At 59.4% G+C, this 13277-nt stretch carries 12 protein-coding genes; 6 read left to right on the top strand and 6 right to left on the bottom strand.

Features of this window, described 5'->3' with window-relative positions; all coding sequences use genetic code 11:
- Window positions 1-97: 97 nt before the first annotated feature.
- Both FNU76_RS11215 and FNU76_RS11210 read left to right on the top strand, forming a co-directional pair.
- On the top strand, window positions 98-835 hold the full coding sequence (locus FNU76_RS11215; protein WP_223879310.1) for a Fic family protein: 738 nt from the start codon (window positions 98-100) through the stop codon (window positions 833-835).
- Between the two features lie 449 nt (window positions 836-1284).
- On the top strand, window positions 1285-1893 hold the full coding sequence (locus tag FNU76_RS11210) for a nucleotidyltransferase domain-containing protein (protein WP_144278278.1): 609 nt from the start codon (window positions 1285-1287) through the stop codon (window positions 1891-1893).
- Window positions 1894-1993: 100 nt separating this feature from the next.
- Here FNU76_RS11210 and FNU76_RS11205 read toward each other — a convergent pair whose 3' ends face one another.
- The gene (locus FNU76_RS11205) at window positions 1994-2851 is read right to left on the bottom strand and encodes a Fic family protein (protein ID WP_308418631.1); all 858 of its coding nucleotides are present in this window, start codon (window positions 2849-2851) and stop codon (window positions 1994-1996) included.
- A gap of 541 nt (window positions 2852-3392) precedes the next feature.
- Between FNU76_RS11205 and FNU76_RS11200 the strand changes: the two genes are divergently transcribed.
- From FNU76_RS11200 to FNU76_RS11185, 4 genes are all read left to right on the top strand, one after another.
- Complete coding sequence (locus FNU76_RS11200; protein ID WP_144278277.1) at window positions 3393-3710, top strand: type II toxin-antitoxin system PrlF family antitoxin; 318 nt, start codon at window positions 3393-3395, stop codon at window positions 3708-3710.
- Window positions 3710-4174 (top strand): type II toxin-antitoxin system YhaV family toxin, encoded by a 465-nt coding sequence (locus FNU76_RS11195; protein WP_144280646.1) that lies wholly within the window; start codon window positions 3710-3712, stop codon window positions 4172-4174. Before FNU76_RS11200 ends, FNU76_RS11195 begins: the two co-directional genes overlap by 1 nt.
- 131 nt (window positions 4175-4305) lie before the next feature.
- A complete protein-coding gene (locus FNU76_RS11190; protein ID WP_144278276.1) occupies window positions 4306-5589 on the top strand; it encodes an acetyl-CoA C-acetyltransferase in 1284 nt (427 codons plus the stop codon).
- The gene (locus tag FNU76_RS11185) at window positions 5586-6665 is read left to right on the top strand and encodes a CobW family GTP-binding protein (protein ID WP_144278275.1); all 1080 of its coding nucleotides are present in this window, start codon (window positions 5586-5588) and stop codon (window positions 6663-6665) included. The genes FNU76_RS11190 and FNU76_RS11185 overlap by 4 nt, the downstream gene beginning before the upstream one ends.
- Window positions 6666-6676: 11 nt before the next feature.
- On the opposite strand, the gene FNU76_RS11180 is transcribed toward FNU76_RS11185, so the two are convergent.
- The 5 genes from FNU76_RS11180 to yidC all read right to left on the bottom strand — a co-directional run bounded on the left by FNU76_RS11180 (window position 6677) and on the right by yidC (window position 13268).
- Window positions 6677-8056: an NAD(P)(+) transhydrogenase (Re/Si-specific) subunit beta gene (locus FNU76_RS11180; protein ID WP_144278274.1), complete on the bottom strand. Its 1380-nt coding sequence runs from the start codon at window positions 8054-8056 to the stop codon at window positions 6677-6679.
- A gap of 10 nt (window positions 8057-8066) precedes the next feature.
- A complete protein-coding gene (locus FNU76_RS11175; protein ID WP_144278273.1) occupies window positions 8067-8441 on the bottom strand; it encodes a proton-translocating transhydrogenase family protein in 375 nt (124 codons plus the stop codon).
- A gap of 40 nt (window positions 8442-8481) precedes the next feature.
- Window positions 8482-9612: a Re/Si-specific NAD(P)(+) transhydrogenase subunit alpha gene (locus tag FNU76_RS11170; protein WP_144278272.1), complete on the bottom strand. Its 1131-nt coding sequence runs from the start codon at window positions 9610-9612 to the stop codon at window positions 8482-8484.
- A gap of 573 nt (window positions 9613-10185) precedes the next feature.
- A complete protein-coding gene (gene mnmE / locus FNU76_RS11165; RefSeq protein ID WP_144278271.1) occupies window positions 10186-11535 on the bottom strand; it encodes a tRNA uridine-5-carboxymethylaminomethyl(34) synthesis GTPase MnmE in 1350 nt (449 codons plus the stop codon).
- A gap of 83 nt (window positions 11536-11618) precedes the next feature.
- Window positions 11619-13268: a membrane protein insertase YidC gene (gene yidC / locus FNU76_RS11160; RefSeq protein WP_144278270.1), complete on the bottom strand. Its 1650-nt coding sequence runs from the start codon at window positions 13266-13268 to the stop codon at window positions 11619-11621.
- Window positions 13269-13277: the final 9 nt, after the last annotated feature.

Below are 13277 nucleotides of genomic sequence, written 5' to 3'. Positions count from 1 at the left end.
ACATTTCATCCCATCGCCGCTCCTCCGAGTTTAGGGTGCGACACTGCGGATAGTCGGATCATGTCGAGGCCCACCGCCTACAAGGGACCATATGCCCATGATTCTCAACGAATTGGATGAGATAAAGGCCAAGCTGGATGCACTTAGGCCTCTGCCACAAGCCGCACTACGGAACCTGCACGACGAATTGGTATTGCGGTGGACCTACAACTCGAATGCCATTGAGGGCAACACACTTACCTTGATGGAAACAAAGGTGGTGTTGGAAGGCATTACCGTAGGCGGCAAGTTGCTGCGCGAGCATTTTGAGGCCATCAACCATCGCGATGCCATCCTATATGTCGAGGATGTGGTTCGGCGCGAGGAAGCGCTCAGCGAATGGCAGATTCGTAATCTGCACCGGCTGGTATTGAAACAAATCGATGACGAGAACGCCGGTAGCTATCGCAAACTGAACGTCACGATCGCCGGTGCCCAGCATATCCCTCCCGATCTGGTGAAGGTTCCGGAGCAAATGGCAGCCTTAATGCATTGGTATGACAACGATGCGGCCAGCCTTCATCCAGTCATTCGCGCTGCGCATTTGCATGTGGATTTCGTGAAAATCCACCCGTTTATCGATGGCAACGGGCGGACGGCTCGTCTATTGCTGAATCTGGAACTGATGAAGTCCGGATTCCCGGCCATTGTATTACCAGTAGAGCGACGCTTGTCCTATTACCAAGCATTGGACAAGGCCCATGTCGAAGGCGATTTGGACGATTTTGTAGCGCTCGTTGCTACCTGCGTTCGAGAGAGTTTTGCTGCTTATTGGCATGTGATGGGTATTCGGTAGCCACCCTTTTTCAGGGAACAAACGCAATAAATACAATTCACAACCGAAGTACTCAACCTTAGCGTTGGACTACCTGCGCGAGGTGATGTCTTCATCGTCACCCGCCTTTGTCGCGTGGCTCGGTCGGTTGCGCATCTCTGCCAAAGCTTCCAGCCCACGGCTGCCGCAATCTTCGATACAACCGGCATGTACAAAACCGGGTCAGTTCGTATACAAAACTAGCGCATAGACAACCACCCTGCGTATGTAAAGCCGTGCCGCGCCTAGGAAAAGGGGCCGTGGGTTCGATGGATAGGACTCCCATCACCCGCTCGACTCGACTCTTAATTGTTTCGATGGATCAATGAGTTCGCCCGAGAAAATCCCTCTATTGGCAGTCAAATAAACACTAAACAACGTATCATGTAGCTCAAAAGGCGACGTTCGTCGAATTGAGGCTACAGATCATCATGCTTGCTGACCTGCTCCTCGGCACCCAACGCAGAAAGGTGCTGTCACTCCTTCTATTGCACCCCGAGCTTTCGCTGCATGTGCGCGAACTGGCCCGGCAGACTGCCATTCAGCCGGGAACGTTGAATCGCGAACTCGGCAAACTGGCGGCCGCGGGTGTGCTGCTGCGCCAGCGTGTAGGCAATCAAGTGCACTACCAGGCGAATCCGGCGTGCCCAGTGTTTGAAGAACTGGCCGGCTTGCTCCGCAAGACATCCGGTTTAGCAACGGTGCTGGCCGATGCTCTTGCCCCCATAGCGGAGCATATTCAGTCTGCCTTGGTGTTTGGCTCCGTGGCTCGGGGGAAGGAAACTACTTCATCGGATATCGATGTGCTGGTCTTAGGCGATGTAGGTTTTGCCGACGTGGTGGAACACCTTCATCCCATACAGGAAACTTTGCGGCGCGAAATCAATCCAGTCGTGTATAGGATTGCCGACTTCCGCGAGAAGCTGGTGACCGGCAACACATGGGCACGAGAAGTAGCGGTTCAGCCAAAGCTGTTTTTGATGGGGACCGCCGATGACTTTGCAAAACTTATTGGCCATCCAACGGCTGATAGCATTTGAAGCCCGTCGAGATGATATCCAGCGACTACTGAGCGCCGCCGAGCGAAACTTGGCCGACGTCGATGCTGACTTCATCAGTGACGAATCACCGTAGCGGCATTTACTGATAGCGGACGTAATCGTGCGTCTCACTGCCCAACAGCTTCAGCAAGCGCGGGTGGAGAAATAGCTTTTCCTTACCCACGCCTTTGTCCACTAGGTTGCCAATACGGCAATAAGGTTGCTCGAAAATCACATCCACCAGTTCGCGGCTATACAGCTTGGGTAAGCGTTCGCGCACAAGGCTGGCGGTGTGGTCGGCCAAGCTACGAATCGCCAGAATTTTAGCGGTAGTCCAGCGCGCGGTTTCTTCCACGCCATTCAGCATATAAAGCACCCAAGCTTCCCAATCACCGGTTTGGGTAACCTCGCGCAACAGCCGGTAATAATCGGCCTTGCGGCGCAAGATGGCTCGGCTCAGGTACAGCACGGGCAAGTCCAGCAAACCTTCTTGAATCAAAAACAGCAAATTCAGCACCCGCCCGGTACGGCCATTACCATCCACGAACGGGTGGATGGCTTCGAACTGATAATGCCCCACTGCCATACGTACCAGCGGGTCCAACTCGGTTTGGGTGTGCAAAAAACTTTCCCAGTTTGCGAGCAAGTCGCGCAGCAGCGCTTCGCCCTCAGGCGGGGTGTACACAATCTCGCCTGTGCGCTCGTTCATCAGTTGCGTGCCTGGTGTGCGCCTTATATCGAGCGCTACCGACTTGATTTGCTGGCACACCGCCACGGCAGTGACGGTACATAATGGTCGCTGCGCCAGGGATTGCACGCCCCAATACAGTGCCCCACGGTAACGCAGCGCTTCTCTCGTGGCCGGGTCTGCCTGCTCGCTGCTGTCCGAATATTGAAACAACCAGTCGGCTGTGGTGACGATGTTCTCGATTTCCGAACTATCCCACGCTTCCAGCATGGGCAGGGTTAGGCATCAACGCCACCGCCTGATTCTGCGCCGCTAAAGCTGCCCGCGCCGGAATGCAGGCCTTAAGCACCGCGCGTGTTTCCAGTTCTGTCGCTGGTGGCAACGGAGGCAGGGTGTTGAAGGGGCGATCCGGTAGCCAGCACATGATGAAAATCACCCATTTTGACGACACGTAACCATATGTCGCCGCCAGCGACATGTCTTGATAACGTGTCGTCGTTTTCTTGTTTTGGCGACACGTTTCCACGGGAGTGCACAAGCGGAAGCTGTTTTTTATAGGAACTGCCGATGACTTTGCAAATCTTAAAGGTCATCCCCAACCTAGCAGTGTTTGAAGTCAACCGCGATGAAAGTCTCACTGCGGAGCAGTCCGCCGAATTGATCTTGCGCGGGATCTGAAACTCAAAAGCTATTGAAAATATTGAAAGGAATTCGCTGACACACTTGATGGGAAAAATGGGAAACGTAGGATCTAAGATTGATCAAGTAAGGAAATATCCTTACAATTTAGACGCCCTTAAGGAGAGTTGATATGTCTCACATTCACGACGTCGCGACGTTGACCTCCAAAGGTCAAATCACGCTTCCTAAGTCCATCCGGCAGGCGCTTGGCGTGGACACTGGCAGCAAGGTGGCGTTCGATCTGCGCGACGGAGAAGTCGTCGTGACACGTGCCGATGCTGGACACGAAGACCCGGCAATCGGTGAGTTCCTGGCGCTGCTGGAAGCCGATATTCGGGCGGGGCGAAATGTGCAGTCCTTGCCGGAAGATTTGGTGCTAGCCATGCTGGCGAATGCGTCCCATGCGGTGAACCTCGATGAGGACATCGACGGCGAAGTGGCCTTGTGATGCAGCGACATGGTTGGACGCTGCTATTTCACGAGGGCGTAATCGATCAGTTGCGTAAGCTGCAGGCGGCCGCCAAACGGGCCGAACAGAACGACCCCAACGGATTCGAGGGCAATGCCAACGTCAAATTGTTCCGAGCGTTGAACCAGCTGATTCTGGATGTCGTTCCGAGTGATCCTTCGCGTGGCGAGTTCCGTCAGGGAAATACATTGGGGCCGGGATATCGTCATTGGCGACGCGCGAAGATAGGACAGCGATTCCGTCTGTTTTTCCGTTACGACTCTAAAGCCAGGGCAATTGTGTTCGTTTTGGTCAACGACGAGCCGACCTTGCGGTCGGCCGGCAGCAAATCTGACCCGTACACGGTGTTCGAGAAAATGCTGGGGCGCGGCAATCCACCCGACAACTGGACGGCACTGATGGCTGCGAGCCAGGCAGATTGGCGCGCAACGGAGTCGCGCTGAACCGCAATCACTGCCATTTGAGGGTTGGTGCCGGTGGAACGAGTTAGCGGCGTAATTCGTCATTCATCTCCCTTCCCCCTGCTCCACCAGCTTCTTGCTTTACACTCTTGTATTTCCCCCCGAGTTCAACCATGTCCACCTCCACCCGCCGGGTCGCCATCATCGGCGGCAGCCGCATTCCGTTTTGCCGTTCCAACACCCTTTATCAGGACCAATCCAACCTCGATATGCTGACTGCCGCCATCAACGGCCTGTCCGATCGCTTCGGCTTGGCGGGTGTGGAAATCGGCGAGGTGGGTGCCGGGGCGGTTATCTCGCACTCCAAGGACTGGAATCTCGCCCGCGAAGCCGTGTTGTCCAGCCGGCTATCGCCGCTCACCACGGCCTACACTGTACAAATGGCTTGCGGTACCAGCCTGCAAGCAGCGGCGCAACTCGGTGCCAAAATCGCCTGCGGCGAAATCGACAGTGCCATCGCGGCGGGTGCCGATACCACCTCGGATGCCCCCATCGTCTTCGGCCAGCGCTTTGCCCATCGCCTGATCAAAGTCGCCAATGCCAAGACCCTGGGCCAACGCCTGGCGGCGTTCAAGGGTTTCCGCCTGGGTGAGTTGAAGCCGCAATCGCCCGGGGCGGGCGAGCCGCGTACCAGGATGTCCATGGGACAGCACTGCGAGATGATGGCGAAGGAGTGGCATATCTCCCGCGAGGACCAGGACCGACTGGCCTTCGAAAGCCATCACAAAGCGGCGGCGGCGCTGAAGAATGGATTTTTCGACGACCTGATCGTGCCCTTTGCCGGCGTGAGTGGCGATAACCACTTGCGGCCCGATACCACCCTGGAAAAACTGGCCACGCTCAAACCCGCCTTCGACCGTCAATCAGGCCAAGGCACCTTGACGGCCGGTAACAGCACACCGTTGACCGACGGCGCATCCAGCGTGTTGCTTGCATCGGAACAATGGGCCGAGGCGCGTGGTCTGCCGATACAGGCTTACCTGGGTCCGGTGAGAACCGCCTCGGTCGATTTCGTTGCCGGCGAAGGCTTGTTGATGGCGCCCACCGTGGCGGTAGCACGCTTGTTGCAAGCGACCGGCTTGAGCCTGCAAGACTTTGATTTCTATGAGATCCACGAAGCCTTTGCCGCGCAGGTGCTCTGCACCCTGCGGGCCTGGGAATCGGACAAATACTGCCGCGAACGGCTTGGCTTGGCCGGCGCCTTGGGCAGCATCGACCCCGCGCGCGTGAATGTGAATGGTAGTTCGCTGGCTTTCGGTCATCCCTTCGCCGCCACCGGCGGACGCATCCTGGCCAACCTGGCAAAGCTGCTTAACCAGCGGGGCAGCGGGCGGGGTCTGATTTCCATCTGCACCGCCGGCGGCATGGGCATCGCCGCCATTGTCGAAAAACCTTGAAAGACCAGCAAGCGATGGCCGAAAAGCCAACTAGACAGCCCGTACCGGTGAATCTGATTACCGGCTTTCTCGGTGTCGGGAAGACCACGGCCATACGCCGCCTGCTGGCCAACAAACCAGCCGACGAATATTGGGCGGTGCTGGTCAATGAGTTCGGCGAGGTGGGTATAGACGGCGCCGCCCTGAGCGAGGCCAGCGATACCCTGAACGTGGTCGAGGTGCCGGGTGGTTGCATTTGCTGCACCACCAGCCCGATGTTGCGGGTCAGCCTGACCCGGCTGCTGCAAAGCCGCCGGCCGGATAGACTGATCATCGAACCGTCGGGCTTGGGTCACCCGGCCGGCATTATCGATGTATTGCGCGACCCTTTTCTTGCCGCGGTACTGGACCTGCGCGCCACCATTACCCTGGTCGATCCCCGTCACCTGGACGACAGCCGCTACACCAGTCACGAAATCTGGCGCGACCAGCTGAGCTTGGCCGATGTATTGGTGGCCAATAAATGCGACCGGGCCGATGCGGCGCAGATCGACCGTTTTCAGGCTTTGGCAGCCGCGATGTTTCCACCCAAGCTGGCCGTGACTACGGGTTGCCAGGGTGAGTTCGACCCGGCCCTGCTGGATGCGACCAGTAACGGTGTTGGAATGACATCGAAGTATGTGGCTCGTGTCCCGCCCAGCTTATCCGCGCGCAGCGGTACCCGGACACGGATGCCGACCGCATTGCACGCCGGGCCTACCGTGCAATATCGCGATAACCACGGGGATGGCCAAACCAGTCGGGGCTGGCTGTGGGACGCGTCGCAGCGCTTCTCCGCCGAACGATTGGCCACGTTGTTCCAAAGCCTGCATGACCATACGGCATTCGGCCTACCGGCAGTGCAACGCGCAAAGGGCGTATTTCACACCGACCACGGCTGGCTGCTGTTCAACTGGGTCGCGGGCGAAGCCAGCGCGAGTGAAATTGCCTGGCGGCGCGATTGCCGCGCCGAATTGATCGTGGCCAGCCGGCAAGCCGACTGGGCCACGTTCGAAGCCGCCTTGTTCGCCACCCGCGAGGATGGCGAATCGGCGTAGCGTACCAAGACTCAGGCCAACGATTTGACCATGTCCTCCACCACCTTCTTGGCATCGCCGAATACCATCATGGTCTTGTCCATATAGAACAGGTCGTTGTCCAAGCCAGCGTAGCCGGCACTCATGGACCGTTTCACCACGATCACCGTGCGTGCCTTGTGCGCATCCAGGATGGGCATGCCATAGATGGGGCTTTGCTTGTCGCGCTGTGCGGCCGGGTTCACCACGTCGTTGGCGCCGATCACCAGGACGACATCCGTATTGGCGAAGTCGGAATTGATCTCGTCCATTTCCTGGACTTGCTCGTAGGGGACTTCCGCTTCGGCCAGCAGCACATTCATATGGCCAGGCATGCGGCCCGCTACCGGGTGGATGGCGTAACGTACGGTGACACCCTTTTCCGACAGTGCCCGGGCATATTCCTGCAGGGCATGCTGGGCGCGCGACACGGCTAGGCCATAGCCGGGCACGATCACCACGGAATCGGCATTCCCCATCATAAAGGCGGCATCGTCGGCACTGCCCGACTTGTATGGCTTCTGAACCACGTCACCACTTGCCGCCACGGCGCTATCGCCCCCCATACCGCCGCCGAAGATCACATTCAGCAGGGACCGGTTCATGGCCTTGCACATGATGTAGCTAAGAATGGCGCCGGAAGATCCGACCAGCGAACCGGCAATGATCAACACCGCGTTGTTCAGGGTGAACCCGATACCGGCCGCCGCCCAGCCCGAGTAGCTATTCAGCATCGAGACCACCACAGGCATATCGCCACCGCCGATGGGTGCGATCAGGAAGTAGCCAAGCACTACCGAAAAGCCGGTCATGATCCAGAAGGAACACAGATTTTCGGTGATGAAATAATGCGCACCGAACCCCAGCATGCCCAGCGCCAGGACGATCTGCATGGGTTTGACCCAGCCGCCTTTGAGCGGTTTGGCGGCCAGCTTGGCGCTGAGCTTGCCCCAAGCCACCACCGAGGCGGTAAAGGTAATACCGCCGATAAAGCAGCCGACGAACAGCTCGATGCGTTGCACGGTGGTGTGATGCTGGTCGCCGTTATGCACGGCGGCCAAGGCGATCAGCACGGCGGCCAAGCCCACCGCGGAGTGCATCATGGCCACGGTTTCCGGCATTTGCGTCATCGGCACGGTCTTGGCGCGATAAGTTCCCAACAGCGCGCCTGCCACCATGGCGAGCACGATCAGTACAAAGTTGGGACTGGGTGCCAATACCAGGGTGACCAGCACGGCCAGCCCCATGCCCAGCATGCCGTAGCGGTTGCCGGCGATTGCGCCGGTGGGGCTGGACAGCCCTTTGAGGGTCAGGATGAAAAGCACGGCGGCGATCAGGTAGATCCAGTCGGCGTATTGCGCGATAGCGGTCATGGTCGCTCCCTCACTTCTTCTTTTTCTTGAACATTTCCAGCATCCGCGAGGTCACCGCGAAACCGCCGAAGATATTCACGCTGGCGAGAAAAACCGCCACGGCGCCGAGTACCGAAGTCAGCGTGATGGCTTCGCCACCGATATGCACGGTCTGCAATACCGCCCCCACGATGATGATGGATGAAAGCGCATTGGTTACCGCCATCAAGGGGGTATGCAGTGCCGGGGTAACGTTCCAAACCACGTGGTAGCCGATAAAGATGGCCAGCACGAAAATGGTGAAGGTGGCCACGAAGGGCGTCTGGACAAGCTGCTCGACCGGCAGGTGCTGAACGGCCTGGCTCGCTTGCGTCGCGGCCTGCGCGACGTTTTCGGTGGTGCTCATGGATAACTCCCTGAAAGCATGAATTCGATGGGTCGGCGGTTCAAGCGGCGCGGCCGAACAAGACTTCGCCGCCGTGCGTCACCAGGCTGGCCGCCACGATGTCGTCGTCGCGGTTCAGCACATAGCCTTTTTCCTTGTCCAGGATCAGGCCGGCGAAATTGAGCAGATTGCGCGCGTAGAGGGCGGAGGCATCGGCGGCCACCAAGCCGGGCAGATTGGCATAGCCAATCAGCTTGACGCCTTGCTCGGTGATGACCACTTCGTTCAAGCGGGATAAGGGGCAGTTGCCGCCGTTTTCCACCGCCAGGTCCACCAGCACGCTGCCGGCTTTCATGCCGGCGACCGTTTCGGGCTGGATCAGCACGGGTGCGGGACGCCCAGGGATCAGGGCCGTGGTGATCACGATATCGGCATTGCGGGCATGCTTGTCGACCAGGGCGGCCTGGCGTTGCTTGTAATCGTCCGACATCTCGCGGGCGTAGCCGCCGGCGGTTTCCGCCTGCTTCTTCTCTTCCTCGTTCAAGGGGACTTCCACGAATTTACCGCCCAGCGATTCCACCTGTTCCTTGGCGACCGGCCGTACATCGAATGCTTCGACTATCGCACCCAGGCGCTTGGCGGTTGCGATTGCCTGCAAGCCGGCCACGCCGGCGCCCAGGACCAATACCCGCGCCGGCTTTACCGTGCCGGCCGCGGTCATCATCATGGGCATAAAGCGGGGATAGAACTCGGTGGCCAACAATACCGCCTTGTAGCCGGCGATATTGGCCTGCGATGACAGCACATCCATGGCCTGCGCCCGCGTGGTGCGGGGTACCAGTTCCATGGCGAATAAATCGATGCCTTGTGCCGCATAGTCGGCCAATAGGCTATTGCGATAGGGATCGCAGAGGGCAATCACCGCCGCGCCGTTTTTCAGGGGCGTGATTTCTTCAGCCGAGGGCGCCCTGACCTTGAGCACCAGTTGGGCATCGGCCACGGTGGCGGCGTAGTCGGCCGCAATGGTGGCGCCGGCCTCGGCAAAGGCGGCATCGGGTATGGCCGAAGCCTGGCCGGCACCGCTTTGCACCTGGACCGTATGCCCCATCGCCACATATTTCCTTACCGTCTCGGGCGTCGCGGCCACGCGCGTTTCACGCGTGGCCCGTTCCGCTGGAATCGCTATTTTCATGCAAGCTCCTCGCCTTCAGTTCCATTTCCAAATCAAACGTATCGGCAGGTCCGGCGTGCGGACGTTTGATTTGGCAACGGCAAAACCCCTGTCTAACGACAACACGCGGCGCGGTCCTAAGACGAGCGTCACGGTGTCCCCTCGCGGCATGGCACGCGACTTGGTCTAGTTCGAGATAAGGCTTGGCATGACGACCCGGACGGGCGGCCACACCGGTGAAGACGGCCCTGTGTGACAGGGCCGGGATTGCTCGCCGCGGATGGCGACGAAGGCGGGAGCGTTTGGCGTTTGGCCACTCGCACTGCATGCGGCACGCGGTGACGCGCCGCACCTATTTCAAACAAGCGTTTGAACGGTTGCGCTATTCAAGCATGCTTTGACAGCGTTGGGAAGATCCAAGCCGTGGCTGGATGTGCAGGCTGTGGCAAATGCTCCACTAGGGCGCACTGAAATATTGCGTGCACTCAAGCCAGGGGAGTCGGGGGCAGTATAGTTCGCTATGGCTTGATCAAGGTAGAAAGCCTGCAGCTATGCTTATGCCACGCCTTTCGCCAGGCGCTTTCGATTTCCACGCTACTTGCCGATGCAAAACCGGCTGAAAATCTCGCCCAGCAAATCATCCGCGCTGAACTCGCCGGTAATGGACGATAGCGCCAGCTGCGCCAGCCTCAGCTCCTCCGCGAACAATTCCACTTGCTGCCACACCGCAGCGGCCGTCACCAAGTGCTGATCGGCACGGCGTATGGCGTCGAGGTGGCGTTCCCGTGCCAGGAACACGCCGGCATCGCTGCCGCCCCAACCCACCATCTCCAGCAACTTGGCGCGCAGGGCATCCAGGCCCAGGCCGGCCTTTGCCGATAGGCGCAGAACCGGGTGACCGTCCTCTTCGCCCTGGCCCAGGGTTTCACCGGTCAGGTCGATCTTGTTGAAGACGTGCAGGCGCGGCAGCGCATCCGGCAGCCGCGCCAGAATGACGCGGTCGTGCTCGGTGATGCCTTCGCGGCTATCGATCAGCAGCAAAGCGAGATCGGCCTTCTCCACTGCTTGCCAGGTACGGGCGATTCCGATTTTTTCCACCGTATCGTCGGTCTCGCGCAGGCCGGCCGTGTCGATGATATGCATGGGCACGCCATCGAGCTGTATCAGTTCGCGCACCGTGTCGCGGGTGGTACCGGCGATATCGGTCACGATGGCGACCTCATCGCCGGCCAAGGCATTCATCAGGCTGGACTTGCCGACATTGGGCTGGCCGATCAAGACGACATGCATGCCCTCACGCAGCAAGCTGCCCTGGCGAGCAGTACCCAGTACCGTCTGTAGCTGGGCTGCGATAGCCGTTAGTTTGCCGCGCGCATCGGCCGCTTCCAGAAAATCGATATCCTCTTCGGGGAAATCCAAGGTCGCTTCCACCAGCATACGCAGATCGATAAGCCGCTGGACCAGCACATTGATCTGGCCGGAAAACGCGCCCGCCAGCGAACGCAAGGCCGAACGGGCAGCGGCTTCGGAGCCCGCATCGATCAAATCGGCCACGCTTTCGGCCTGGGCCAGGTCAAGCTTGTCGTTGAGAAAGGCCCGGCGGGTGAATTCGCCCGGTTCCGCCAGCCGCGCGCCCAGCTCCAGGCAGCGTCGCAGCAGCATCTGCATTACGACCGGGCCGCCGTGGCCCTGCAACTCCAACACATCTTCGCCGGTAAATGAGCGGGGGCCCGGGAAATACAGTGCCAAACCTTGGTCGATCAGCTCGCCGCCGCCATCGCGGAAATCGACATAGTGGGCATGGCGAGGCTGCAGCGGCTTGCCGGCCAGTTGGCTTGCCAGTGCGCCGAGATCGGCACCCGACAGGCGCACCACCCCCACCCCACCCCGTCCGGGCGCGGTGGCAATGGCGGCGATGGTGTCGCGGCGAGGCGAAAGTGACATGGCGAACTCGATGGGCAGGGAATAGAAACAACTTTGCCGCCCTAGGGCGGCAAAGTCGAGACGGATCAAACAATCAATCGCACTCAAGCGGCCTTGGTGTCGGCCCTTTCGATCTGGCGATTGATGTACCAGCTCTGTACGATCGTAAAGACGTTGTTGATCACGTAGTACAACACCAGGCCGGCCGGGAAGAACAGGAACATGATGGAGAACACCAGCGGCATGATCTTCATCATCTTTTCCTGCATCGGATCCGCGTTCGGCGGGTTGAACAGGGTCTGCACATACATGGTGATGGCCATCAGGATGGGCAGCACGTAGTAAGGATCCTGTACCGACAGGTCATTGATCCATAGCATCCACGGTGCTTGGCGCAGTTCCACGGCGGCCAGCAACATCCAGTACAGGCCGATGAAGATCGGCATCTGGATCAGTACGGGCAGGCAGCCGGACAGCGGATTGGCCTTTTCCTTCTTGTACATCTCCATCACGGCCTGCTGGAACTTCATGCGGTCGTCGCCGTATTGTTCCTTAAGCTGCTGCATGCGCGGAGCCAGCTTCTTCATCTTGGCCATCGAGCGGGCGCTGGCGGCCGAGAGGGGGTAGAAGGCGAACTTGATCACCAGGGTGAACAGTACGATGGCCCAGCCCCAGTTGCCCACCAGCGAGTGGATCTGGTCAAGCAGCCAGAACATCGGCTCGGCGATCACCTTGAAGTAGCCATAATCCTTGACCAGGACCAGGCCAGGCGCGGCGCTTTCGAGGGCACGGGTTTCTTCCGGACCGGCGAACAGCGGCACGGTGATCCCGCCCGTTGCGCCGGCGGCGATCGCCGGCAGGTCGATGATGGCGCCGGCCGAATAGTACTGGCCATCACCCACCGACTTCACTTCGAAGCGACAAGCCTGCTTGGCGCAGACATTGTCACCGCCATTGGGGCTCAGCAGCCAGGCGGTGGCGAAATAATGCTGCAGCATCGCCACCCAGCCATCGCGGCCTTGCTTGGCATATTCGTGTTTATCCTTGTCGATGTCCTTGAAGGCCACCTTCTGGAACTTGGATTCGCTGGTATAGACCGCCGGACCGGTAAAGGTCGAAGCACCCAGATGCTGAGGGCTGCCCTTGGGTTCGGCACCGTCGCGCAACAGGCGGAAATAGCTGGTCAAGCTCAGCGGTGCCGCGGTGCCGTTGGTGATCTCGTACTTCACTTCGATGCGGTAGCTGCCGCGCTTGAAGGTGTAGAGCTTGGCAACCTTGACGCCGCCGACTTCCGCCGCTTCCAGGCGCACGGTCACGCTATCCTGGCCAGGCTGCAGCGTGACGACGCTATCCTTGCTGGTGAACAGGGTGCGATGGGTCGGCAGACCCGGCATACCGGTCTTCATCAGGCCCGTCTGCGCGACATAGGTATGGTCGGCGCTTTCCTGGAACAGGACCAGCGGCTTCTTGGGATCGTCGTGCTCGCCATGCTTGAGCAGTGCCAGCTTGCGCAGGTCGCCGCCCATGGTATCGATCTCGGCGTTGACCAGATCGGTCGCCACCTTGATGCGGCTGCCTTGCTGCAGCTTGTTGGGCGCTTCAACCAGCGCCGCATTGGCGGCCGGCGTCGCTGCTGTCGCGGCCTGCTGGGCAACGGTCGGGACCACGGGAGGTGGAGGCGCGAACCAGCGTTGCCAACCGAACAGGATGGCAAAGGACAGTACGATAAATAGAATAAGACGTTTGGTATCCATGCGCGGAAT

The organism is Chitinimonas arctica, from assembly GCF_007431345.1.
Taxonomy (GTDB): Bacteria; Pseudomonadota; Gammaproteobacteria; order Burkholderiales; family Chitinimonadaceae; genus Chitinimonas; species Chitinimonas arctica.
The sequence above is the reverse complement of the archived record's forward strand: the minus strand, read 5'-3'. Positions and strand labels throughout refer to the sequence as shown.